We start from the raw sequence: 24,686 nt of genomic DNA on the forward strand, positions 1-24,686 counted from the left end.
ACGTTACGCGGGGTTCAGCGCTCGGCGTCCTCACGACGGGTGGCGAGCGTCTCCTCCGACAGCGGCGCCCGGAGCAGGCCCTCCCAGGCGTCGACGAGTGTGGACAACTCGGCCCGGCTCGGCGCCCCACCCGCCCGGTCGTAGCGGGCCAGCGTCCGAAGCGCGCTCTCGTACACCATCGAGATGCGCGGCCGGCGCAACTCCTCCGGAACGTCGGCGAGTGCTGCCTGCAGTGCCCGGTCGATCGCCATTCCGCTGGCGGTCATGGTGGGGTCCGCAGACTTGAAGGCGTCGCCCAGCAAGTCGGTCTCGATCAAACGGTCGAGCAGACCCACGTAGTGGTTGCCCTTCCGAAGGCTGTCGGCCAGCGGCTGCACGAATCCCCACAGCGCCTCGCGCAGGGTCAACCGGCGTGCACCCGCACTCATCCGGCGAACGAGAGCATCCCGGTCGGCACCGATCGCCGGCAATCGGTGCTCGAAGACTGCGCGCAGCAGGTTCTCCTTCGAGCCGAAGTAGTAGCTGATCACGGAAGCATTGTTCTGGCCTGCGGTACTGCGGATCTCGGCGAGGGTGACGCCCTCGTACCCGCGCTGCGCGAACAGCCGTTCGGCCGTCTCGACCAGCAGCACCCGCGTTTCCTCACCCGCGCTGTAGCGGCCACGTCTGGCGGTCATGGGCGACCACCGTATCGCAACGCCGCAACCCGTCCTCCCCGAACAACCCGTCCGAAAACCCTCCGTTCCAGCGCATTACCGCAGATCCGACGACTTGTAAACGGTTCTTCGCATCCGGATCGGATGCGTTCGCAAATTAATGGCCGTTGATTACTTTTGCGTCATCCAGTCCAGCCCGAGAGACCCGAGGACGCGACGATGACGACGCTCGAACTGCCCACCCTGACCATCGTGCCGCTGGCCGGCGCGATCGGCGCCGAGGTGCACGGCCTGCAGGTCGGCAACCTGAGCGATGCCGACATCGCGGCGGTCAAGGACGCCCTCTACACCCACCACGTGCTGTTCTTCCCCGGCCAGGGAACCGATCCCGCCGTCCACCGGGCCTTCTCGCAACACTTCGGCGAGATCGTGTACCCGCACGAGCACCTGGCGAATCTCGGCGACGCGGGATACCGCGAGATCAGTGTCATCAGCACCGACAACGGCAGTGCCTACCAGGCCAATCGCTGGCACTGTGACGTCGCGTGGCGCGCCGCCCCTTCTCGGTTCAGCGTCCTGCACATGCAGGTTCTGCCGGAGGCAGGCGGCGACACCCTGTGGTCGAACCAATACGCCGCACTGGACACGCTGTCCGCTCCGATCCGGGAGGCGCTGTACGGGCTGACCGCCACGCACCGGATCGCCCCGCAACCGGGAGTGCCCGAGGCATCCCACCCCCTGGTGATCCGCCATCCCGAAACCGGCCGCGAGGCGTTGTTCGTCAACGACCTGTTCACCGCACGGATCAACGAACTCTCCGACGACGAGAGCAGCGCGCTGCTCGGTCTGCTCAAGTCGGTGTCGATCCGGCCCGAGTTCACCGTCCGGCGCCGCTGGAGCGTCGGGGACATCGCGATCTGGGACAACCATTTCGTGCAGCACAACGCGATCTACGACTACGGCGACGCGCCGCGCCGCATCCATCGCATCGAGGTCGCCCCCGAAGCGCCCGTCCCGGCGCGCTGAATCGGCCCGTCCACTCCCATTCCCGCTCGCACACAGGAGAACCCGTGACCACCACCGAGATTCGTCCCACCACCGCAGCCGACATCTACGCGGCCGGGGGCATCACCGTCACCAAGCTCGGCGAGAACATCGGCGCCCTGATCGAGGGCGTGCACGTCTCCGGGGACATCCCCGCCGAGACCGCCTTCGCGATCCGCTACGCCCTCGCCGCGAACAAGGTCGTCGTCTTCCGCGGCCAGCACCACGTCACCGACGACATCCAGTACCAGTTCGCCGGCACCCTCGGGTCGCAGACCACCACCCACCCGACGCTGACCTCCGAGGACAACCGCACGCTCGTCATCGAGGGCGCCGCCAACAGCTGGCACACCGATGTCAGCTTCATCGACCGGATCCCGAAGGCATCGATCCTGCGGGCCGTCGACATCCCGCCCTACGGCGGCGCCACCACCTGGGCCTCGACCACCGCCGCCTACGAGCAGCTTCCCGCTCCGCTCAAGGCCCTCGTCGACAACCTGTGGGCGGTGCACTCGAACGAGTACGACTACGCCGGCGTGCACGCCGATCGCAAGGGCATTGCGGTCAACCGCCACGAGACGATGCAGAACTTCACCCGCCTGAAGTTCGAGACCGAGCACCCGGTCGTGCGCGTGCACCCCGAGACCGGTGAGAAGGCACTGCTGGTCGGCCACTTCGTGAAGAACTTCGTCGGCCTCAAGACCAACGAGTCGGCCGCGCTGTACCAGCTGCTGCAGGACCGGATCATCAAGCTGGAGAACACCCTTCGCTGGGCCTGGACCCCGGGCGACCTGGTGATCTGGGACAACCGCGCCACCCAGCACTACGGCATCGCCGACTTCGGCGAGGGCAAGCGCAGTGTGCACCGGGTGACCCTGGCCGGCGACGTCCCGGTCTCCGTCGACGGCGAGACCAGCCGCATCATCGAAGGCGACGCCTCGCACTTCTCGGTCGTCGACACCCCCGACCGCTTCCCCGGCTTCGACGCCTGACCCTCCCCACCCGATCCGCGGCACCGGCCGCCCCGCCCCTCGTGGCGGCCGGTGGCGCACCCTTCGAAAGGAACCCTCCCGTGTTCAGCCGCTCATCCTCCCGCCTGCGTCGCCCCGTGCTCGGTGCGATCGCGATGTCCCTCGCCGGTGCACTGGCCGTCGCGGGATGTAGCTCGGCGGTCGACCAGGCGGCGGCCGATGCCGGCGCCGAGGTCACCGAGGGCGGCGTCCTCCGGATCGGCGACGGCGGCGACCTGATCCCGGCCACGATCTACGCGGGCGCGCTCGCGCAGGCCACCGTCACCGGGCTGGTCTACGACACCCTGGTCCGCTACCCGGCCGAGGGCCTCGACGCACAGCCGGATCTGGCGAAGTCCTGGGAAATCTCCCCCGACGGTCTGACGGTGCGGCTCGCACTGCGCGAAGGCGTGACGTTCCACGACGGCAGGCCGCTCACCTCCCAGGACGTCGAGTTCAGCCTCCGCAACTACGCCGACCCGCGCCGCGCCGGACAGCTCGCCCGCACCGCCGCGCTGATCAGCGCCTACGACACCACCGACCCGAACGCCATCGTGCTGACCCTGTCCCAGCCCGCCGCGAACCTGCTCGACCTTTTCGACATCGTGCCGATCATCGACCGCAACACGATCGCCGACTTCGAAACCGGCAAGGCGTACAACGGAACCGGGGCGTTCCGCTTCACCGGGTGGAAGCCCGGATCGTCGATCACCTTCGAGGCCAACAAGCAATACTGGGACGGCGCACCCCACCTGGACGGCGTCGAGTACGTCATCGTCCCGGACGCCCAGACCCGTGTCTCGCAACTGCGCTCGGGCCAGCTCGACCTGCTGCTCACGGCATCGCCGCGGGACGCGGACCAACTCGCCTCGGACCCGAACTTCCAGGTGATCGACCAGCACGGTGTCGAACGCACCTGGTACGTCGGCGCGGATGTGGCGGCACCCGGGCTGAGCGATGTCCGCCTGCGCAAGGCGATCGCCTATGCCATCGATCGCGAGCGGATCCTCACCGACGTGTACCAGGGGCACGGTTCCACCGGCAGTCTGCCGTGGCCCGAGTACTCCCCGGCGTACGACGCCGAGCTCGACAAGACCTACACGAAGGATCCGGAACGGGCGAAGGCTCTGGTCGCCGAGATCGGGACCGTCCCGGTCATTCCGATCTCCTACACCACCGGATCCACCGAATCCGAGGCGACCGCGCAGATCATCCAGGCAGATCTCGCTGCGGTGGGGATCCAGACGACGCTGACGCCACTGGACCAGGCGACGACCCTCAAGAACCTCATCGGCGGCACCTACGGCGGGCTGTGGATCACCGCCCACACCTACGCCCAGTACACCCCGGTGACGCTGCCGACCAGCGCGTACCCGTTCAACGCGAACAAGAACACCTCGAACTTCGTCGACCCGGACTACCAGCGCGCGGTCGAGACGGCGTGGAGGATCGTCGATCCGACCAGCGCCGAGGCGGAAGCCGCCTACCGGACGCTGAACACCGAACTGCTCGACAACGCCTTCGTGATCGGCCTGCACAACAGCGAGGCGCAGCTCGCGGCCGGCTCCGACGTCCACGGTGTCGCGTGGTCCAAGAAGGCCGAACTCGACCTGAGCAACGCCTATCTGGGCGGGTGATCCGGACATGGTGCGCTACACCCTGCAGCGGCTACCGTCCGCGCTGATCGTCCTCGCCGTCGGATCGGTGGTGATCTTCACCCTGCTCCGCCTGGTGCCCGGTGATCCGGCCCTCGTGCTTGCCGGCCCGGACGCTTCCCCCGAGGCCCTTGCCGCGTTGCGAAACGATCTGGGCCTGAACGGCTCCCAGATCACCCAGTACTTCTCGTGGATCGGCGGGATACTCTCCTTCGACCTCGGCAAGTCGCTCATCATCGGCGGCGACATCGGTACCCTCCTGCTCGATGCGCTGGGCAACACCCTGGTCCTCGCGCTGTCGGCGCTGGTGCTCGCCATCGGCATCGCCTTCACCCTGAGCACCGTGTCGGTGATCGTGGACCGCAAGTGGCTCAATTCGGCGGTGACCGCGTTCGGCACGGTCGCGGTCGCGATCCCGAACTTCGTCACCGGCGCGATTCTCGTGGTGCTCTTCGGTGTCGTGTGGGCGGTGCTGCCCGCCGGCGGCATCCCTCGCAAGGGTTTCCTCGACGACCCGGGCATCTCGGTGCAGTACCTGGTGCTGCCCGCGGTCTGCCTGGCGCTGCCGATCGCGGCCGCGCTCACCCGGTTCCTCAGCGAGGGTCTGCGCAGCCAGCTCGCCGAGCCGTACGTGACGACCGCACGGGCGCTGGGTATCTCGCGGCGCCGCATCGTCCTCACTCAGGCGCTGCCGAACGCGTTGCCCGCGACGATCACGGTGCTGGGCATCCAGATCGGCCACCTGCTCGGCGGCGCAGTCCTCGTCGAGGCAATCTTCGCCTGGCCCGGTCTCGGACAGCTGATCGAACGCGCGATCTCCAGCCGTGACTACCCGGTGGTCCAGGTGATGCTGCTGTTCTCCGTCGCCCTGTTCGTCGTCATCCAGCTGGTCACCGACCTCGTCAACGCGTGGCTCGATCCGCGAATCCGGCTGGGAGGTCGGGCATGAGCGCAGTCACCGACATCTCCCGCGTCGAGGACGACTCGACCGACGCCGATCGCGACAGCCGGTGGGCGGCCCTGCGCAGTGGACGCGGCCTGGTCGGCGTGATCCTCGTCGGCGTCGTCGTCCTCGCCGGCCTGCTCGCCCCGTTGCTCGCGCCTTACGCACCGGACCAGCAGATTCCCGGCGCCAGCCTCCAGGGACCCAGCGGCGAGCATCTGCTCGGCACCGATTCCGTCGGACGCGACGTGCTCTCCCGCACCCTGTACGGCATCCGCATCGATCTGCTGGTGATCTTCCTCGCGGTGCCGGTCGGCGCGGCGATCGGATCCCTGCTCGGCCTCGCCGCGACCCGCTTCGGCTGGCTCGACACCGCGATGCAGCGTTCCTTCGACCTGATCCTGGCGTTTCCGACGATCATCCTGGCGATCGCGCTGACGATGGTGATCGGCCCCGGGGTGTGGACGATCGCGGCCGTGATCGTGCTCGCAGAGGTCCCGGTGTTCGGCCGGCTCACCCGCACCTCCGTGCTCACGGTCAGGCAGGCCCCCTACGTGGAGGCGGCCCGGACGATCGGCGCCGACGAGAACTGGATCCTGCGCCGGCACGTGCTGCCGAACTGCCTGGAGCCGTTGACCGTCCAGCTGGCACTCGCGATGTCGGTGGGCGTGTTCATCGAAGGCGCGATGAGCTTCCTCGGCCTCGGTGTCACCCCGCCGACCCCCTCCCTGGGATCGCTGATCAAAGAGGGCACGCAGAACGCCTACCACTCGCCTGCCTTCGTCGTCGGGCCGCTGGCCGTGGTTCTGGTCCTCGTTCTCGGTCTGCTCCTGATCTCGCAAGCACTGGCCGCCCGGTCGCGCCAGCGGTGATCCCTCCACTGAAAGGCAAGGACCTTCCCGTGACCACAGCCCTGCTCACCGTCCGTGGCCTGAACATCGACTTCGGCGGCGCTCGGCCCGCCGTCAAGGACATCTCCCTCGAAGTCGAGCGCGGCGAAATCGTCGCCCTGGTCGGCGAATCCGGCTCCGGCAAGTCGATGACGGCCCGAGCCGTCCTCGGCCTGCTACCCGAGACCGCGACCGCGGGCGGCTCCATCCTGCTCGACGGCACCGAACTCCTCGGCGCGAGCGAGGTGGAACTCAATCGGGTGCGCGGCACCAAGGTGGCGCTGATCTTCCAGGAACCGCAGAGCGCCCTGAACCCGGTCCGCCGGATCGGATGGCAACTGCGCGAGGCGATCCGCGCGCACCGCACGATCTCCAGAGCCGACGCGCGGGCCGCGGCGATCGATCTGCTCGAGCAGGTCGAGATCCCGGACCCGGGGCGCCGGGTGGACTACTTCCCGCACCAACTCTCCGGCGGGCAGAAGCAGCGCGTCGCGATCGCGCTGGCGCTGGCCGGCGATCCCGACCTGCTGATCGCCGACGAACCGACGACCGCGCTCGACGTGACCGTGCAGGCGGAGATCCTCGCCCTGCTCGACCGGGTGCGTGCACGCACCGGGATGGGTGTCCTGCTCATCACCCACAACATGGGCGTGGTCGCACAGCACGCCGACCGCGTCGTGGTGTTGCGCGGCGGCGATGTCGTCGAAGCCGACAGCACGCATTCCCTGTTCGACTCCCCGACCCATCCGTACACCCGGGCGCTGCTCGCGGCGGTACCGCGGCTGCCCGAGAACTCGTCACCGGTCGTTGCGGCGGCCGCGGGGCCGGCCGGTGGGTCCGTCCCCGCCGGGGACGTGGTGCTCGAGTTCGACCGGGTATCGGTCACCTTTCCCGCAACCCGCGGCAATTCCGCCTTCCCTGCGGTGGATTCGGTCGGTCTGACCGTCCGGCGACGCGAGGTGCTCGGGCTCGTCGGCGAGTCCGGCTCCGGCAAGACCACCCTGGGCCGGGTGGCCGCCGGTCTGGTGTCGCCCACCGACGGCCGGGTGCTGGTCGAGGGCCAGGATCTGGCCACGGTGGGTTCCCGCCGGCTGCGTGAACTCCGCCGCGACGTGGCGGTCGTACAGCAGGACCCCGCGACCTCGCTCGATCCCCGACTGTCGATCGCGGCGAGCATCCGCGAACCGCTCGACGTGCACAGAGTCGGCTCCCCCGCCGAGCGCCGCCGCCGGGTACTCGACCTGCTCGACTCCGTCCGGCTGCCCGCAGCGTTCGCCGGCCGCCTGCCGCACCAGCTCTCGGGAGGTCAGCGCCAGCGGGTTGCCCTTGCGCGGGCTCTGGCCCTGCGTCCGCGTCTGCTGGTCGCGGACGAGCCCACGAGTGCGCTCGACGTCTCCGTCCAGGCCGAGGTCCTCGAACTGTTCGCCGAGATCCAGCGCGACCTCGGCTTCGCGTGCCTGTTCATCAGCCACGACCTCGCGGTCGTGCACCAGGTCGCGGATCAGGTGGCGGTGCTGCGCGCCGGGGCCGTGGTCGAGTCAGGCTCGGTCGAATCCGTCTTCGCCGCCCCGCGTGATCCGTACACCCGCGCGCTGGTCGACGCGGTGCCGGTCCCCGACCCGGCCCGGCGATCCGGCCGCACCGAGGACCGTCGCCCCCTCGCGGTGTGACCGCCCACCCCTCCTCCGGTCTCGTGAAAGGACCCCCTCCGTCGATGACCACCACGAAGGCACCCGACGGCGCCCCCAACGTCGTCGTGATCCTGTTCGACGATCTCGGCTTCGGGCAGTTCGGTTGCTTCGGCTCCGACATCGCCACGCCGAACATCGACCGTCTCGCTCAGGGCGGACTGCGGTACAACCGATTCCACGTGACCGCGCTCTGCTCACCGACCCGCGCCGCACTGCTCACCGGGCGCAACCACCATTCCGTCGGCATGGGATTCCTGTGCGACGTCCCCACCGACGACCCGGGCTACACCGGGAAGATCCCGGACTCGGCCGCTGCGCTGCCGCGGGTGCTCCGGGACGCCGGCTGGAACACCATGGCGGTCGGCAAGTGGCACCTGCTGCCCTCCGGTGAGCGGTCCGCCGCGGGACCATACGACCGCTGGCCGCTCGGGCTCGGATTCGAGCGCTACTACGGCTTTCTGCGCGGCGACGCGAACCACTGGGCGCCCGAACTGGTCCGCGACAACTCCTACGTCGATCCGCCTGCCGGGCCGGACGAGGGCTACCACCTGACCGAGGATCTCACCGACGAGGCGATCCGGATGGTGGTCAACCAGCAGCAGTCCGCACCGGGCAAGCCCTTCTTCCTGTACTTCGCGCCGGGCGCCATGCACGCCCCCCATCACGTCGAGAAGTCCTGGGCCGACGCCTATTCCGGTCGGTTCGACCTCGGCTGGGACCGGTGGCGGGAGCAGGTCTTCGAGCGGCAGCTCGCCGAGGGTGTGGTCCCGGCGGGCACGACGCTGACCGAGCGGCCGTCCTGGGTGCCTGCATGGGACGACCTCACCGCCGACGAGCGGCGCCTCTACGCCCGCATGCACGAGGTGTACGCCGGATTCCTCACCCACACCGACGCCCAGATCGGCCGGCTCCTGGACACTCTCGACGATCTCGGAGTCACCGACAACACCCTGATCATGGTGATGTCGGACAACGGGGCGAGCGCCGAGGGCGGCGTCGCGGGCACCTACAACGAGCACCGTTTCACCCACCGCATCCGGGACGACCTCGCCGACAACCTGGACCGGCTCGACGACTGGGGCGGGGTCGACGGGTACCCGCACTACGCGTGGGGCTGGGCGTGGGCCGGCAACACCCCGTTCCAGTTGTGGAAGCGGTACACCTGGCTCGGCGGTACCCGTGTTCCCCTGGTCGTGCATTGGCCGCGCGGCATCGCCGAATCCGGTTTGGTACGGACACAGTTCGCGCATGCGGTCGACATCGCCCCCACTGTGCTGGCGGCGTGCGGGGTGGCCGCACCCGAGGTCGTGGGCGGCGTGCCACAGCAGCCGGTGGATGGCGCGAGTCTGCTGGCGACATTCACCGATCCGGCCGCCCCGGCGCCCCGGTCCAGCCAGTACTTCGAGATGCTCGGATCCCGCTCCATCGTCGCCGACGGCTGGAAGGCCACAACCAACCACGTGTCCGCCGGGGTCCTGGACGAGGAGCTGCTGATGACCGGCAGCCGCGACTTCGCCGAGGACCGTTGGGCGTTGTTCCGGACGGACGAAGACTTCTCCGAGGCCCACGACGTCGCCGACGAGCATCCCGACGTCGTGCTCGATCTCGAGGCACAGTGGGAGCGCGAGGCCGAGCGGCACGGTGTCCGGCCTCTCGCGGACAACCTGGTCGCGCGCGTCGTCCGGGTCACGCCGCGCGCATATCCGCCGGGTCCGTCCGTCACTCTGCGCCCGGCGGGCGGCGCGGTGTCCGACGAGGCGCTGCCCCGGCTACACGCCGGCGGCACCCTGCGGGCATCTGTGGAGGTGCCCGAAAACGGCTCCGCTGGTGTGTTGTTCGCGCTCGGTGACCACAACGGCGGGTTCGCCGCCTACGTCATCGACGGGACCGCCTCGCTCACCGTGGCCTCGGCGGGCGGCGAGATCACGGTGACCGCCCCCGAGCAGCTTCCACCGGGCAGTCACGAACTGTCCTGGCACCTGGAGCCGCGCCCGGACGGCGGCCTGCGCATCGGCTACGCCCTCGATGGCGTGCCGGTGGCTGCCACCGACAGCCCGCACGCCCTGCCACACGCCTGGCAGCACGGGGGCACGTCGATCACCCTCGGCCACGACCGCGGACTCCCGGTCTCGGACCGCTACCGGCCTCCGTTCCCGTGGACCGGAACGCTGCACACGGTCACCGTCGAGACGCCCCGGCCCGCCCCGCTCGACGAGGCGGATCTGCGCATCGCGCTGCAGGTGGAGTAGTCCGCTGTCGGGGCAATGCGCAGCCCGAGTGCCGGTGATTCCACCCGTGTGGCCGAACCACCGGCACTCGTCAGGCCCGGGACGCGGCGTCGCGTCCGGCCACCCGACCGAACGCGAGGGCGTCGGCGATGTGGAATCCGCCATCCTTGGTCCAGCTGTAGGTCGAGCTCACCTCGCCCGCCGCGTACAGGCCGTCGATGGCGACGCCGCGGGTGTCGACCACGCGAGCCCGGCCGTCGCGGCGCGGTCCGCCGTTGCTCCACCCGAGCAGAGGGGTGACGTCGAGGACGTAGAAGGGCGCCTGCGACACCGCCCCGAGGGTCTGCGGGTCGCGGCCGAAGTGATCGTCGGAGCCGGCCGCACAGGCCGCGTTGTATTGCGCGATCGTGGCCTCGAGCGTCGCGGCGTCAAGTCCGGCGAGCTCGGCCAGCTCGGCGATCGAGTCCGCACGCCGGATCCAGCCCTTCTCGATCTCCTCGCTGTTGTCCGAACTCCACCGAGTTCCCTTCATGAGCATGTTCCATCCGACCGGCAGGACGTCGGGAGTGGGACTCAGCGGGCCGGCTGTGCGCATCTGCTCGTCGAAGATCAGACGGAACGGACGCAGCGGGAACAGTTCGTAGGCGCCGTTCCGGAGGATGTGCCCGTGCTTGGGGGCGGCCGTCTCGTCGACGAAGCGGCGGCCGTCCTCGGACACCCACAGGTAGTTGTGCGCGTTCCACAGCGCGAGGTAGTGGCCGAACTCGTCGTCGCCGCGCACACCGGTGATGGTCATCATGTTGCCCATGTGCCACAGGTCGGCGCCGACCGCCTGCGCCATGCGGTGACCGTCGCCGGTCGATGCGGGTGAGCCCCACAGCACGTGGTCCTCGACCCGCAGGTAGTCGCGAACCATCGCGGGATCAGCCTGGAATCCGCCGGTGGCCAACACCACCCCGCCGCGCGCACCGATCCGACGCCGCCCCTCGGCGCCCTCGACCTCGACACCGACGACGGCGCCGCCGTCACTGATCAGCTCGACTGCCGCGGTCCCGAATCGGGTCTCGATGGCACGCTCGTCGACCGCGCCGCGCAGGAAGTCGTAGAGCAGCACATTGCCCATGCGGCCGCCGACGGTGTCCATGCCCGCGTAACAGTCGCTGCCGTCCAGCTCGAGATACTCCGGCTCCGTGTGATAGTCGGGGCTCAGCGCGACGTCGGCGCCGAGTTCCTCGAGCCACCGCGAGTTCTCGGCGGTCTCGGTGGCCCACGCCGCGACGACGTCGTCGGCCACCGGGAAGGGCGCACTGAGCGAGTTCAGGAAGGTGCGCGCCCGTTCCGGGTCGCGGTTCACCCACCAACCGCCGCCGGAGACTCGCGTGTTGCCGCCCGCGGTGTCCGCGTCACACTTCTCGACGATCAGAACGCTCGCTCCCGAATGGTGCGCACCGAGAGCCGCAGCCGAACCCGCCGCCCCCGATCCGACGACGACCACATCGAATTCCTCATCGAAACCCGCACTACCCACGTTCACCCCTCTCGGCCCATGTGATCTGCATCTCAACCACGATTCGCTATGATGCAGGTCATTGTCGAGGAGTGGCGTGCGGGGAGCGAGAGGCCTCCCACACAACGGGACACCACACGGGCCGCCGGGATCTGGCCAGGCCGGACCGGACCTTCGACCGGGGTCTCGGCACGCGGGTCGACAGCCAGCTGTCCGCGGGTTCGTTGCGCCGGTGGGCCATTCGGCCGAATCGACCGAGCGCTACCGGTCGCGCCGGATCTTGCGAAAGTCCCAGCTGACCACCCGTCGCGGCGTCACCCGCAGCCAGCCGTGCCTGCCGTCGGCGGTGAACTCGTCCCTGCCCTGGTACTTGCGGGCATACCGGCGTTCCGGGTCCGCGAGTGCCACGTTCGGTTCCGTCCCACGTGGGGTCTCACCGACGACATCCACGGTGCCCACGATCTCCACGCCGCGGAGCTCGCCGTACCCCTCGCCGCCGTCGACGACGACGGAGACCCGCGGGTCGCGGCTCAGGTCGGTCCAGCGCCGGCTGCGCACCAGCGAGTTGAGCCACAGGTGCGTCCCGTCCCACACGAACCACAACGGCGTCACGTGGGGCTGTCCGTCGCCGTCGACCGAGGCGACCCGGCAGGTCCGCTCCTCGGCCAGGAAGTCGTCGATCTCGGCCGCGGTCATGGCGATGGCCCGACCACGACGCTGTGTCCCCAGGGCACCCGGCATCGCAGGCTCCTCTCGATCGTTCCGGTCGCCGGGTCAACCGGGAAGGTTGTCCGGCACCCAGTTCGGTTCACGCTTCTCCATGAAGGCACGCATGCCTTCTCGAGGCTCCGGCGACGTCTCGAGCGCGGCGTTCATGGTCTGGTAGTCGATCAGACCGTACCGCTCGTTGAGCATCCGCTTGACCTGCACCCGGGCCTCGGGCGCGGTCTGCAGCACCTCGCGGGCGGCGGTGAGCGCCGCCGTGCGCAGATCCTCGTGCGGCACCACACGGGAGATGACACCGAGCCGCTGAGCCTCGGCGGCGTCGAACCGGCGGGCGGAGAGCAGCAGATCCCGAGCGACCGCCATGCCGACATGGGCGGGCAGCGCGGCCGCGAACGTCGCGTCCGGAATGCCTCGCAGCAGCTCCGGCACTCGGAACGTCGCGCGGTCGCTGGCGACGGCGATGTCGGCCATCATCGCCACCAGCAGCCCGCCCGCCTGGCAGATGCCGTTGACGGCGGCGATCACCGGCGCCCGACTGTCGCGAATGGTCAGGAACGGCAGGATGTCGTGCCCGAGCCCGTCCGGAAGCCGGTCCCCCGGCTCCGCGCGGCCGCCGAGATCACCGCCGGCCGCGAACACGTCGCCAGTGCCGGTGATGATCAGTGCCGCCAGATCCGGATCCGAGTTCACCAGGCGGACGGCACGTCTGAGTCCGTAGTACATCGCCGGTGTGAACGCGTTGCGGGCCGCCGGCCGGTCGATGACACACCAGCCGATCGGCCCCTGCCGTTCGAAGCGCAGCCCCGCGGCCCCCAGATCATCTCCCACACTTGACGACACAGCAGGTTCTCCGATTCTGGTCATTCCGTGACCTCCAGGGGGGCAAGGCACTCGTCGCATTCGAGACCGAACCGACGTCAACCTATTGCCACACAATGTAAATCATGTTCTCTTGGGACACCACAGTCTTCCAACGTCCGTGGCAGCCGCACGACGACCACGGCCAGGGTGAACGGATGTCCACGACATGAAATTCTGGTGCGGTACCGCATTCATGAAGACGGCGGAGATGCCCACAGTGGCAAAGATGCTGGACGAGAACGGCTATCACGGCATGTTGGTCTCGGACCACCTCACGTACCCCCGACAGCTCACCACCAGATATCCGGCAAGCGCGGACGGAAAGCCGTACTGGCAGCCAGATACCGAGTGGCCGGATGCCTGGGTGCTCATCGGCGCCTTGGCCGCGGTGACCGAACGTCTCCGGTTCGGAAACAACGTGTACATCGCCCCGGCCCGACCGCTTCTCGAAGTGGTCAAGCAAGTCGGGACGGCGGCCGAACTGTCCGGGGGACGAGTCTCGATCGGACTGTCCGCCGGGTGGATGCGTGAGGAATTCGACATGATGGGGCAGGAATTCGACAATCGTGGCCGCCGCCTCGACGAGATGATCGAGGCGCTGCGGGCCCTGTGGAAGGGCGGGTGGGTCGCGTGGAAGGGGGAGCACTACGACATCCCCGAGCTGATGATCGAACCACATCCCCCGGCGCCGGTCCCCATTCTGTGCGGCGGAGAGTCCGCTCCCGCACTGCGGCGGGCGGCACGCCACTGCGACGGTTGGGTGGGCACCGCTTACACACTCGAGGATGCGGAACAGTGGATCGGGCGGATCAATCGGCTCCGCCGCGAGTACGGCCGCGACGGAGAACCTTTCGAGTTCGTCATGGGCCTTCGAGACCGGCCGTCGCCGGACCTGTACCGGCGAGCGGAGGACATCGGTGTCACCTCGGTGATGTGCAACCCGTGGGCGAACTGGGAACTCACCCACTCCGGTGACCACGACCACCTCAGGGCACCCGCCGAGCAGTACCGCGCCCCGATCGAGAAGTTCGCGGACGAGATCCTGTCGGTCTGTGGGTAACCCGGCACGGCGGGGTCTCGAGCTCACCGAGACCCCGCCATGTGCGGTGCACCACCTGCTCGCTGGGGTCAGCTCTTGACCGCGGTGAGCCGGGCGATGTTGGCGCGGAAGTCCTCGGTCTGGAAGGACTGGTCCTCGGCGGCGTTCGCGTAGTCGAGCGATGCCAGGACGGCGCGTTCGATGTGCAGATTCAGCATCCGCTTGGTCGCCTCGACCGCCTGCTGCGGTTGAGTGGCGATCTTCTCGGCGCAGGCGAGCGCCTCGGCGAACGGGTCGGCGACCACGTGATTGGCCAGTCCCAGTTCCCGGGCCCGCTCCGCGGGGATGCGCGCGCCGGTCAGGGCGAACTCCTTCGCGAGGAGCAGGCTGATCTGCAGCGGCCAGGTGAGCGGTCCGCCGTCGGCGGCGACCAGACCGACCTGCACGTGCGGATCGGCCAGGTAGGCCTTGTCCGACATGTACACGATGTCGCTGAGCGCGACGAGACTGCAGCCCAACCCGACCGCGGGCCCGTTGACCGCCGCGATCACCGGAATCCGGCACCGCGCCATGCCGAGCACGATGTCGCGGCCGTGTGCGATGGTCTTGGCCCTCAGGTCCGGGTCCTCCGCCAGTTCGGCGAGGTACGCGAAGTCGCCGCCGGCGGAGAACGCCTTGCCGCTGCCGGTCAGCACCGCGGCACGCGCCCCGCGGTCCGCGCTCAGCTGCGGCCACAGCCGCGCCAGGCCGCTGTGCAGTTCGTCGTTGACGGCGTTGAGCGCGTCGGGCCGGTTCAGCGTGATGATCCGGAGCGAGCCCTCGGCGCGGACGTCGACTTCTGCGGGCATGTCGTACATGTCAGACTCCCAATCCGAGGATGCGTGAGGCGATGATGTTCTTCTGGATCTGCGAGGTCCCGCCCATGACGGACTGCGCGCGGCTGTAGAGGTAGGAGCCGAGCATCTCCTCGTCCCGGGTGCCGCCCACGGTCAGCGCCGCGTGCCCGACCGACTGGTCCACCCACGTCATGAGCAGCTTGTCGAGCGAGCCCTCCGACCCGTGGGTGACGCCGTCGAGCTGTTCGGACAGCCGCCGGCGCACGTGCAGCCGGAGCATCTCCGATTGCACCGCCGCCCAGGCCAGTTCCTCCGGAACCCTGCCGTCGACCCGGGCCGCGAGCTGCCGGACCAGCTTGCCGTAGCGGGCGGCGTAGCCGAGTGTGGACGGCTCGCGTTCGTGCCCGACGACGGTCATCGCCAGCTTCCAGCCGTCACCGGGCGCGCCGACCATCTGATCGGCGGGCACCCGGGCACCGTCGAACAGGACCTGGCCGAACTCCTTGGTGACACCGCTGATCATCTTCAGTGGCCGTTGCTCGATGCCGGGCTGGTCCATCGGGACGATGAACCCGGAGATTCCCTTGTGCCGCGGCGCATCCGGGTCCGTGCGTGCGAGCAGCAGGCACCAGTCCGCGACATCGGAGTAGCTGGTCCAGATCTTGTGGCCGTTGATGACGTAGTCGTCGCCGTCACGGGTGGCGGTCGTGGTCAGCGAGGCCAGGTCGGAGCCGGCGCCGGGCTCGGAGAAGCCCTGGCACCAGCGTTCGGTTCCGTTGATCATGCCGGGCAGGAACCGGGCGGCCAGGTCCTTGCTGCCGTGGTGGCCGAGGCCGGTGACGAGGTAGCCGAGGCTCGGTCGCGGCGGCGCCCCGGCGATCGCGAGTTCCTCGTCGAGGATCACGTCGTAGACGGGCGGAAGCTCCTGTCCGCCGTACTCCTTGGGCCACGACAGTCCGAAGAACCCGGCGCCGTACAGCGCCTGGTGCCACTCCCCCTGCCGCGCCCAGTACTCGTCCCCGGAGGTCGGGAACTTCTTGGCGTTGTCGGTCAGCCAGGCGCGCAACCGTTCCCGGAATGCGGCTTCGTCCGACGAGTCACGAAAGTCCAAGGTCGATCTCCTCCAGGCTCACGGGGAACAGTTCGGTGGACGTCAGCGCCCGCCGCAGGTAGACGTGTTCGAGGCACTCCCAGGTGTTGCCGATGCCGCCGTGCACCTGAATGGCGCTCTCGCACACCGTGCGAGCGGCCCGGGCGGAGTAGAGCTTCGCGATCCGCGCGGCGCGCACCGCCTCGGCCGGCGGCAATTCGTCGACGGCCCAGGCCGCGTGCCGCAGCACACTCACCGATCCCTCGATCAGGGCCTCGCTCTCGGCGAGCAGGTGGGCCACGGCCTGGTACGACCCGATCGTCTTGCCGTACTGCTCACGCACCTTCACGTAGTCGCAGGCCGTCGCCTGCGCGCCGCGGGAAGTGCCGACCAGGTCGGCACAGGTGGCCACGAGGGCGAGCGCGTACCACCGCTGTCCGTCGTCGTCGGACACCTCCCCGAGGTGCTCGGGCGGCGCGGCGAGTTCGGCGAACTGTCGGGTCAGGTCGGCGGCGGGGGCCACCGCGCCGACCCCGGTGGAGGTGACGACGTTGTCCCGCAACGTGACCACGCTGTCGAGACCACGGGCGTCGAAGGCCTCGCCGTTCACCCCGATCGCCCGCGACTGCTGACCGTCGGCGACGTGCCGGTAGAGGTCGTCGGCGAGGACGGGACCGAGGAACGGCACATCGATCAGGCCGCGGCCGAACTCCTCGGCCACGATCGCGACCTCCACGCCGGAGGCTCCGTCGGAGCGGAGGGACCGCCAGCCGGTGGTGTCGACCGTCTTCTCCAGCCGGGCGATCCTCGCCGCGTCGTCCAGATCCAGGACCGATCCCGGTCCGAGGTCGTCGGCCAGTTTGGCGGCCGCGTCACGCAGCTGCCGTTGTTCACTCGTCAGACGTACGTCCATGGCGCTCCTTGAGTTCTCGGCGCAGCACCTTGCCCGAAGGCAGGCGCGGGATTTCGGGCACTATCGCGATGCGGCTCAGCCGCTTGTAGGTGGCCAGCCGTTCGCCGGCGTACGCGATCAGCTCGGCCTCGTCGATCGCCCCGGCCGTCTCGACCGCGGCGACGATGGCCTCCCCGCTGACCGGATCGGGTACGCCGAACACTGCACAGTCCACGACGGCGGGATGGCCGTGCAGGACCGCCTCGATCTCGGCCGGCGCAACCTGAAAACCCTTGACCTTGATCATTTCCTTGAGCCGGTCGGTGATCCGCAGCCAGCCGTCGGCGTCGAGATAGCCGACGTCGCCGGTCCGGTACCAGCCGTCGGCGAACGCGTCGGCGGTCGCCTCGTCCGGCAGGTACCCGACCATCAGCGACTCGGACCGGGTCTGGATCTCGCCGATCTCACCGGGGCCGACGGGCTGCCCGGATTCGAGGGACGCCACCCGGACCTCGACACCCGGCACGGGGCGGCCGACGCTGTCGAGTCTGGCGCCCTCGACGGGATTGCACGCGATGACCGGCAGTTCGCTGGCGCCGTAGGCCGGCATCCAGCCGACCCCGGTCCGCTGCGTGACCTGCTCGGCGACGCTCGGCGTGACCGGTGTTGCGCCCCACATGATGTAGCGCAGCGACGACAGGTCGTACGACTCGAGGTCCGGATGCGAGGCGATCGCCAGCGCGATGGGCGCGACGGCCATCTCCACCGTGATCCGGTCGGCCTCGATGTGATGCAGCATCCGGTCGAGGTCGAATCGCCGGTGCAGGCGGAGCCACGCCCCGCAGTCCAGCGCGGTCGCGATGTTCAGCAGGCCGAGGATGTGCGAGGGCGGCGTGACGATCTGCATCCGGTCCGTGGACGAAAGGTCGAGCGCCTCCCGCCAGTGTCCGACCGCGGCGGCGAACGAGCCGAAGGTGTGCCGGACCGCCTTCGGCATCCCGGTGGTACCGGAGCTGAACACCAGGACGGCATCCGCGTTCGGGTCGGGCTCGGGGAACGATCCGTACTCGGGGACGATCGGCTCGTCGAGGTGCAGCATGGGGGCGAGCTCACCGAGGACGGGGTTGTCCCCCACCGCGTAGGTGGGTTGCGAGACGGCCAGGGCGTGCTCGACCTCGTTGCGTTTCCAGGCCGGACTGATCAGCACCACCGCGGCGCCGAGCCGCCAGATCGCCCGCACGGCCACCACGAACTCCGGCCGATTCGAGGACATCAGTGCGACCCGGTCGCCTGCGCGTACCCCGCCGCGGGTCATCGTCGCGGCCAGTCCGCCGGCCAGCGCGTCGAGGTCGGCGAGCGTGTACTCCCGGTCCTCGAACGCGAGCACCGTCGGTCCCGTTTCCGCATCGTCCGGCCGAACCGCCACCGAGGCGTCGCCCGCGTTGTTCGAATTCGACATTGAGAAGATCCTATCTCGTCAGAGAGAATAGTATTCTCTGATTGCTAGAACCTTAATACCAGGAGGCTACGGTCCATGGCGAGACCCCCTTTGTTCCAGCGCGCGACCGTGACGCGGATCGTCAAGGAGTGCGCGGACGCACGTACGTACGTCCTCGCCCCGCACGACGGCCCGTTCTCCTACCAGGCCGGGCAGTTCTGCACGTTCAAGGTGCGCGTGGACGGCCAGGACCTGTACCGCTCCTACTCGATGTCGAGCGCCCCGGAAACCGACGACGAACTGATGACCACCGTCAAGCGGGTGCCGGGCGGCCGGGTGTCGAACTGGCTGCACGACAACCTCGTCGAGGGCGACGAGGTGGAACTGACCACCCCGGCAGGCACCTTCCTGTTGCAGCCGAGCGAGGCGCCGTTGCTCGGTTTCGCCGGCGGCAGCGGCATCACCCCGATCCTGGCCCTGGCGAAGAGCACCCTGGCCACCACGAACCGCCGGGTCCGGCTGCTGTGCGCGGACCGTGACGAGGCGTCGGTCATCTTCGAGTCGGTTCTCGCCGAACTGGTCGAGCGGTACCCCGACCGGCTGTCGGTGACCCGCCACCTCGACAACCGCGGCGGATTCCTCGACGCGGGTGCCGTGCGGGAGTTCGTCGGCGACGACGTGGCCGCGGACAGCTACCTGTGCGGCCCCGAGCCGTTCATGGCCCTGGTCGAGGCCGCCCTCCCCGGTCCCGGGCGGGTGTTCAGCGAGAAGTTCGGCACCCCGGCGGAGGAACCGGTGGCCGAGGCTCCCGCGCCCGCCGCCGACGCGACACCGGCCCAGGGCACCGTGTCCGTCACCCTGGGACGACAGAAGGTCGCGGTCCAGCGTCAGGACGGCGAGACCATCCTGGAGAGCGCCCGCCGCGGCGGCCTGACGCCGCCGTTCTCCTGCGAGGCCGGCAACTGCGGCACCTGCATCGCCACCCTCACCGAGGGCACCGCGACCATGCGGGTGAACGACGTGCTCAGCGACGGGGAGATCGCCGACGGTTACGTCCTGACCTGCCAGGCCGTCCCGGACTGCGCGTCGGTCACGGTGGTCTACGAGGACTGAGCCGGAACGAACCAATCGGGGGCCACCGTCCGGTGGCCCCCGATTTCGTGTCCCCGCCTGCGTCTCACGCGTCCGGCTGGACGCCCTTGACACGAGGGCGCCCCGCGGCCTTGCCCGCCGCCCGCTCGGCCGCGTCGACGGCCTGCCAGCGCGCCTTGTCGATCACGCCCGGCACCCGTCCGGTCACGAGCGCGGCAAGCGCGTCCCGGTCACCCTCGGGCGCAGTGAGCCTGCCTGCCTGGAAATCCTCCAGCAACGCGGCGACCGTCTCTTCGGAGTCCGTCCGGTTGGTGCCGATGACGCCGCGCGGCCCCCGCTTGATCCATCCGGTGGTGTAGATGCCGTCCGCCCCCTCGACCCGGCCGCGGTCGTTCGGGAGCACGGCCCGCGCCTCGTCGAAGGGCAGTCCGTCGACCGGACGCCCGCGGTAGCCGACCGACCGCAGCACCAGCGCGGTCGGGATCGTCTCGATCTCCCCGGTCGGCACCGCGTTCAGATCCTCGTCAAGGGTGTTGCGCACCAGCGAGATCGACTCGACCCTGCCGTCGCCGTGCAGTTCGGTGGGCGAGGCCAGGTATCGGAACACGATCCGCTTCCCTGCCCCCGAGCCGCCCGCCGCTGCGTACTCGCGGGCGAGGTCCATCTTCAGCCGCACCGAGGGTTCCGCCTCCGGATCATCGACGATCGCCGCACTCGCCGCGTCCAACTCCAGTTCCGTCTCGTCGACGACGACGTCGACGCCGGGCAGGTGCCCGAGCGCGAGGAACTCCGACGACGAGTACGCCGCCTGCGCCGGTCCCCGCCGACCGACCACGACGACCTCGCGGATGTTGCTGTCGCGCAGGGCCTTCAGTGCATGGTCGGCGATGTCGGTGCGCGCGAGCTCGTCCGGGTCCATCACCAGGATCCGGGCGACGTCGAGCGCGACGTTGCCGTTGCCGATGATCACCGCCCGTTCCGCGGTCAGGTCGAACTGCCGGTCCGCGTGGTCGGGATGGCCGTTGTACCAGGCCACGAACTCGGTTGCCGAATGGCTGCCGTCGAGGTCCTCGCCGGCAACGCCGAGACGCCGGTCGCCGGGAGCGCCGACCGCGTAGACGACGGCATGGTGGTGTGCGCGCAGCTCGTCGAGGGTGACGTCGGCGCCGATCTCGACGCCGAGGTGCATCCGCACCGCATCGGACCGGAACGCCGCCGAGAATCGGTCGGTGACGCTCTTCGTCTCGTGGTGATCCGGGGCGACGCCGTTGCGGATCAGACCCCACGGCGTGGGCAGGCGGTCGAAGATCTCGACCTCGACGTTGCCGTACCGGAGCAACTGCTCGACCGCATAGCAGCCCGCCGGACCGGAACCGACGATCGCGACACGGAGCGTGCCGAGCTCCGCGGGCAGACGGCGCGGCGCCGACGGCGGGACGAGGAGGGAGTTGTCGAGCGGGTGCCTCTCGAAGTACGCGCGGTTGATGTCGGTGAACCGTTCCAGCGACGCCGGCAGGTCGAAATCGGAGTAGATCGCGTCCACCGGACAGGCCTCCGTGCACGCACCGCAGTCGATGCAGGTGTCCGCGTCGATGTAGAGCATCTCGGTGGTGCCGAAATCGGGGTCGTCCGGCCGCGGACGGATGCAGTCGACCGGGCACTCGGGAACGCAACTGGCGTCGTTGCAGCAACGCTGCGTGATAACGAAGGTCATGGGAAATCCTGGGCATCTCGGACGGATCAGCATCGCGATTCGAACGGCTGCGGTCCGCCTTCCACAACGGCGTACCGAGCTGCCTCACCAATCGCGAGAATGACGTTTCTGATATTGTAGAACATTGTTTTCACCCGAACAACGGACAAACCGGGCGCAAGTCGTGCACCGATAACAGGTCGACGAGACCGCCGGAATCCGCTTCCGCTCCGGCCGTATCGATCTGGCGCCGACGCCCTCAGCTGGCAGACGCCAGACCCACATCGCCCGGACCGCGACGCAGATCTGTCCAGATCGACTCCGTCACCCCCGCCGCCGCGACCGACTCCGACGCCGCGGCGAGGGCCCGACCCTTGAACGCCCGAGCGGCACCACTGAGCCGATGCTCCCCCGGCCGGAACCACTCATCCAAATCCCCCGACCACGCCTCACCCCACATGCTGATGCTCAGGTCACCTTGCTTCGCGAGGAGTCCCAGCAGACCACTTCGCACCCGTTCGTCGCTGACGAACAAGTCCACCGACACGGCGAGCTCGTGCGGATACGGACCTGCCGGCGTCGCGAGCGCCGCATCCAGATCCAGTGTTCGAACACCGAGAATCTGAAACGGACGAAGATCCGGATGGTCGGCGACGACAGCCGTGACATCCCAACCCGAGGTCACCCGATCGAACATCCACCCACCGGCCAGTCGCACCACATCGCGCACACTCGGCCCGAACACCACCAGTCGCTTCCTGAGGCTGTGCTGACGGGCGTGCGCCGTCGACTGAGCCACCGAATGAACACGGTCGAGACCTCGTCGCGAGGTGCCGATCGATCGAGCAGCCATCATGTCTCCGTTTCTCCGAGGAAGCGCGAGCCTTCAGCCACCGGCAGTAACCGGGTTACCGCAGGAAGGTAGCAAGGCGCCCCACCCGCGGCAAGGAAATCCACGAAGTTGGGGAACGCCGAGGCAAAGGGCGGGCCGCGCGGACCGTCACCGCGCCTCGGCGCCGCGAATGTGTCCTTGACCACATACCGGCGCTGGTGCTAAGCATGTGCCCAACAAATGCTGATCGAGTGCTCAGCATTGGGGGTTCGTAGACACTTCACAGGAGGCTGCGGTGACCGACTTCGAAACGATCGACTACTTCACGGATCCGTCCCTGGTACCGGATCCACACCCCTACTACGACCATCTGAGATCCAAATGTCCGGTGACGCGACTGCCGGTGTACAACGTGATCGCGGTGACCGGATACGACGAGGCCGCCGAGATCTTCCGCGACGCGGACACCTTCTCCAACATCATCGCGCCGATCGGGCCGTTCCCCCCGCTGCCGTTCGAGCCGGAGGGCGACGACATCAGCGCCCAGATCGAGGCGCATCGCAGCGAGTTCCCGATGTCCGAGCACCTGGTCACCTTCGACCCGCCGCAGCACCAGCGCACCCGGTCGCTACTAGGAAAGCTGTTGACGCCGAGGAGGATCCAGGAGAACGAAGAATTCCTGTGGGGCCTGGCCGACCGGCAGATAGACGAGTTTCTCGCCAACGGCCGGTGCGAACTGATGAAGGAGTACGCACAGCCGTTCGCGCTGCTGACGATCGCGGACCTGCTCGGTGTGCCGGTCGAGGACCGCGAAGCGTTCCGCATCCACCTCGGCGCGCAGAAGCCCGGCGCGATGAGCGAGGAAAACGCGCTCGCGCACAACCCGCTGGAGTTCCTCGACGGCAAGTTCAGCGCCTACCTCGAGGACCGCCGTAACTCCCCCCAGGGCGACGTCCTCACCAGCCTCGCCGAGTCCACCTACCCCGACGGCTCGATGCCTGAGGTGATCGAACTGGTCCGCCTGGCGACCTTCCTGTTCGGCGCCGGCCAGGACACCACCGCCCGGCTGATCACCGCCTCGCTGCAGAAGATCGGCGACGACCAGCAGTTGCAGAAGCAGTTGAGGGAGGACCGGTCCCGCATCCCGAATTTCGTCGAGGAGATGCTGCGGATGGAGGGCACCGTCAAGAGCGACTTCCGGCTGGCCCGCCGCACCACCACCGTCGCCGGGGTCGAGATCCCGGCCGGCACCACCGTGATGATCAATCCCGGTGCCGTGAACCGGGATCCGCGCCGCTTCGAGGATCCGCACGAGTTCGATGCCGACCGGCACAACGCCCGCGAGCACCTCGCCTTCGGCCGGGGCATCCACTCCTGCCCCGGTGGACCGCTGAGCCGCACCGAAGCCCGCATCACGATCGAGCGCTTCCTCGACCGCACCGAGGACATCCGGATCTCCGAGGAGCACCACGGCCCCGCCGGCTCCCGCCGCTACACCTACGAACCGACCTACATCCTGCGTGGCCTGACCGAACTCCACCTCGAGTTCACGCCCGTTTCCTGATCCGCCCCACGAGAGGACCTCATGAGCACCGACAACACCGCGGCGGCCGGCCGCGTTGCCGTGATCACCGGCGGCGCTTCGGGTATCGGCCTGGCCGTCGCCCGTCACCTCGGGGAGGCCGGACACCCGGTCGCCCTGTTCGATCTACCCGGCGAGACCCTGCAGCAGGCCGCCGAGGGCCTCCGCGGCGACGGGATCACCGCACTGGCCTGCGAGGTGGACGTCACCGACCGCGGCGCCGTCGACAAGGCGATGGATCAGGTGCGCGGCGAGCTCGGACCCGTGCGCATCATGGTCACCAGCGCCGGCATCGAGACCACCGCGCCGTTCGGCGACATCGCCGCCGACGACTGGGAGCGGGTCCTCGCCGTCAACCTGACCGGCACGTTCCACAGTGTGCAGTCGGCGCTTCCGGACATGAAGGAGAGCGGTTGGGGCCGGATCGTCACGATCTCGTCCTCGAGCGCCCAGTCCGGCGCCCCCGACCGCGCGCACTACGTCGCATCCAAGGGTGGCGTCATCGCGCTGACCAAGGCGCTGTCGTTCGAGCTGGCACCGCTCGGCATCACCGCCAACACCATCCCGCCGTCGATCATCGACACCCCGATGGCGCGCGAAGGGGCGAAGCACGACGCGATGATCAACCTCGACGCACTGGCGTCGATGACGCCGGTCCGGCGGATCGGCACCCCGGACGACGTCGCCGCTGCCACCGCGTTCCTGTGCACGGACGCCGCCGGATTCATCACCGGCCAGGTCATCGGCGTCAACGGCGGCTGGTACCTCTGATGCGCGTCGTCGCCGACTTCGAGCGGTGCGAGGCCAACGCGATCTGCGTCGGGTTGGCCCCCGACATCTTCGACCTGAACGACGACGAAGAACTCTCGGTGGCGCCCGGACCGGTTCCCGCTCACCTCGAGCGGGCCGTCCGGGACTCCGTCAACCAGTGTCCCCGAGCGGCCCTTCGCGAGATCGAGTAGCACTGCGACCAACGGACAC

The 24,686-nt window shown here is 69.0% G+C and carries 22 protein-coding genes; 12 read left to right on the forward strand and 10 right to left on the reverse strand.

What is annotated here, in order from left to right; translation table 11 throughout:
- Positions 1-14: 14 nt before the first annotated feature.
- Complete coding sequence (locus ACWEPG_RS01360) at positions 15-677, reverse strand: TetR/AcrR family transcriptional regulator (protein ID WP_452593697.1); 663 nt, start codon at positions 675-677, stop codon at positions 15-17.
- A gap of 198 nt (positions 678-875) precedes the next feature.
- Here ACWEPG_RS01360 and ACWEPG_RS01365 point away from each other — a divergent pair, with 198 nt between their 5' ends.
- The 7 genes from ACWEPG_RS01365 (at position 876) to ACWEPG_RS01395 (ending at position 10,138) form a co-directional block, all read left to right on the forward strand.
- A complete protein-coding gene (locus ACWEPG_RS01365) occupies positions 876-1,682 on the forward strand; it encodes a TauD/TfdA dioxygenase family protein (RefSeq protein ID WP_452593698.1) in 807 nt (268 codons plus the stop codon).
- 44 nt (positions 1,683-1,726) lie between these two features.
- Positions 1,727-2,692 (forward strand): TauD/TfdA dioxygenase family protein, encoded by a 966-nt coding sequence (locus ACWEPG_RS01370; RefSeq protein ID WP_452593699.1) that lies wholly within the window; start codon positions 1,727-1,729, stop codon positions 2,690-2,692.
- An 80-nt stretch (positions 2,693-2,772) separates the two neighbouring features.
- Positions 2,773-4,347, forward strand: a complete 1,575-nt coding sequence (locus tag ACWEPG_RS01375; RefSeq protein ID WP_452593700.1) for an ABC transporter substrate-binding protein — start codon at positions 2,773-2,775, stop codon at positions 4,345-4,347.
- A gap of 7 nt (positions 4,348-4,354) precedes the next feature.
- Positions 4,355-5,314 (forward strand): ABC transporter permease, encoded by a 960-nt coding sequence (locus ACWEPG_RS01380; protein WP_452593701.1) that lies wholly within the window; start codon positions 4,355-4,357, stop codon positions 5,312-5,314.
- A complete protein-coding gene (locus ACWEPG_RS01385; protein ID WP_452593702.1) occupies positions 5,311-6,180 on the forward strand; it encodes an ABC transporter permease in 870 nt (289 codons plus the stop codon). Before ACWEPG_RS01380 ends, ACWEPG_RS01385 begins: the two co-directional genes overlap by 4 nt.
- Before the next feature lie 29 nt (positions 6,181-6,209).
- On the forward strand, positions 6,210-7,868 hold the full coding sequence (locus tag ACWEPG_RS01390) for a dipeptide ABC transporter ATP-binding protein (protein WP_452593703.1): 1,659 nt from the start codon (positions 6,210-6,212) through the stop codon (positions 7,866-7,868).
- A gap of 44 nt (positions 7,869-7,912) precedes the next feature.
- A complete protein-coding gene (locus ACWEPG_RS01395) occupies positions 7,913-10,138 on the forward strand; it encodes an arylsulfatase (protein WP_452593704.1) in 2,226 nt (741 codons plus the stop codon).
- A gap of 70 nt (positions 10,139-10,208) precedes the next feature.
- Here ACWEPG_RS01395 and ACWEPG_RS01400 read toward each other — a convergent pair whose 3' ends face one another.
- The 3 genes from ACWEPG_RS01400 to ACWEPG_RS01410 form a co-directional block, all read right to left on the reverse strand.
- Positions 10,209-11,645, reverse strand: a complete 1,437-nt coding sequence (locus ACWEPG_RS01400; protein ID WP_452593705.1) for an FAD-dependent oxidoreductase — start codon at positions 11,643-11,645, stop codon at positions 10,209-10,211.
- A 240-nt stretch (positions 11,646-11,885) separates the two neighbouring features.
- Positions 11,886-12,365: a pyridoxamine 5'-phosphate oxidase family protein gene (locus ACWEPG_RS01405; protein WP_452593706.1), complete on the reverse strand. Its 480-nt coding sequence runs from the start codon at positions 12,363-12,365 to the stop codon at positions 11,886-11,888.
- 33 nt (positions 12,366-12,398) lie between these two features.
- Positions 12,399-13,178 carry an enoyl-CoA hydratase/isomerase family protein gene (locus ACWEPG_RS01410; protein ID WP_450133525.1) on the reverse strand — a complete coding sequence of 260 codons (780 nt, stop codon included), beginning with the start codon at positions 13,176-13,178 and terminating at the stop codon, positions 12,399-12,401.
- A 199-nt stretch (positions 13,179-13,377) separates the two neighbouring features.
- Between ACWEPG_RS01410 and ACWEPG_RS01415 the strand changes: the two genes are divergently transcribed.
- Positions 13,378-14,271: a TIGR03619 family F420-dependent LLM class oxidoreductase gene (locus tag ACWEPG_RS01415; RefSeq protein WP_452593707.1), complete on the forward strand. Its 894-nt coding sequence runs from the start codon at positions 13,378-13,380 to the stop codon at positions 14,269-14,271.
- Between the two features lie 68 nt (positions 14,272-14,339).
- On the opposite strand, the gene ACWEPG_RS01420 is transcribed toward ACWEPG_RS01415, so the two are convergent.
- Genes ACWEPG_RS01420 through ACWEPG_RS01435 form a run of 4 tightly spaced genes read right to left on the reverse strand, consistent with a single transcriptional unit; the run spans position 14,340 to position 18,527 of the window.
- Positions 14,340-15,107, reverse strand: a complete 768-nt coding sequence (locus ACWEPG_RS01420; protein ID WP_452593708.1) for an enoyl-CoA hydratase/isomerase family protein — start codon at positions 15,105-15,107, stop codon at positions 14,340-14,342.
- A 1-nt stretch (position 15,108) separates the two neighbouring features.
- Entirely contained in the window at positions 15,109-16,197 is a 1,089-nt protein-coding gene (locus ACWEPG_RS01425) for an acyl-CoA dehydrogenase family protein (RefSeq protein WP_452593709.1), read from the reverse strand.
- Complete coding sequence (locus ACWEPG_RS01430) at positions 16,184-17,089, reverse strand: acyl-CoA dehydrogenase family protein (RefSeq protein WP_452593710.1); 906 nt, start codon at positions 17,087-17,089, stop codon at positions 16,184-16,186. Before ACWEPG_RS01430 ends, ACWEPG_RS01425 begins: the two co-directional genes overlap by 14 nt.
- Positions 17,067-18,527: a class I adenylate-forming enzyme family protein gene (locus ACWEPG_RS01435; RefSeq protein ID WP_452593711.1), complete on the reverse strand. Its 1,461-nt coding sequence runs from the start codon at positions 18,525-18,527 to the stop codon at positions 17,067-17,069. Before ACWEPG_RS01435 ends, ACWEPG_RS01430 begins: the two co-directional genes overlap by 23 nt.
- 75 nt (positions 18,528-18,602) lie before the next feature.
- Here ACWEPG_RS01435 and ACWEPG_RS01440 point away from each other — a divergent pair, with 75 nt between their 5' ends.
- Positions 18,603-19,619: a 2Fe-2S iron-sulfur cluster-binding protein gene (locus ACWEPG_RS01440; protein WP_452593712.1), complete on the forward strand. Its 1,017-nt coding sequence runs from the start codon at positions 18,603-18,605 to the stop codon at positions 19,617-19,619.
- Between the two features lie 64 nt (positions 19,620-19,683).
- On the opposite strand, the gene ACWEPG_RS01445 is transcribed toward ACWEPG_RS01440, so the two are convergent.
- Positions 19,684-21,312 (reverse strand): FAD-dependent oxidoreductase, encoded by a 1,629-nt coding sequence (locus ACWEPG_RS01445; RefSeq protein WP_452593713.1) that lies wholly within the window; start codon positions 21,310-21,312, stop codon positions 19,684-19,686.
- A gap of 238 nt (positions 21,313-21,550) precedes the next feature.
- Complete coding sequence (locus ACWEPG_RS01450) at positions 21,551-22,090, reverse strand: hypothetical protein (protein WP_452593714.1); 540 nt, start codon at positions 22,088-22,090, stop codon at positions 21,551-21,553.
- 328 nt (positions 22,091-22,418) lie between these two features.
- On the opposite strand from ACWEPG_RS01450, the gene ACWEPG_RS01455 reads away from it, so the two are divergent.
- The 3 genes from ACWEPG_RS01455 to ACWEPG_RS01465 are packed head-to-tail and all read left to right on the forward strand — an operon-like array spanning position 22,419 to position 24,667.
- A complete protein-coding gene (locus tag ACWEPG_RS01455; protein ID WP_452593715.1) occupies positions 22,419-23,687 on the forward strand; it encodes a cytochrome P450 in 1,269 nt (422 codons plus the stop codon).
- Positions 23,688-23,708: 21 nt separating this feature from the next.
- The gene (locus ACWEPG_RS01460; RefSeq protein ID WP_450111831.1) at positions 23,709-24,476 is read left to right on the forward strand and encodes an SDR family NAD(P)-dependent oxidoreductase; all 768 of its coding nucleotides are present in this window, start codon (positions 23,709-23,711) and stop codon (positions 24,474-24,476) included.
- Positions 24,476-24,667: a ferredoxin gene (locus ACWEPG_RS01465; protein WP_450111830.1), complete on the forward strand. Its 192-nt coding sequence runs from the start codon at positions 24,476-24,478 to the stop codon at positions 24,665-24,667. The genes ACWEPG_RS01460 and ACWEPG_RS01465 overlap by 1 nt, the downstream gene beginning before the upstream one ends.
- The last annotated feature ends 19 nt before the right edge of the window (positions 24,668-24,686 follow it).

The sequence above is a fragment of the Rhodococcus sp. NPDC004095 genome (assembly GCF_053604015.1).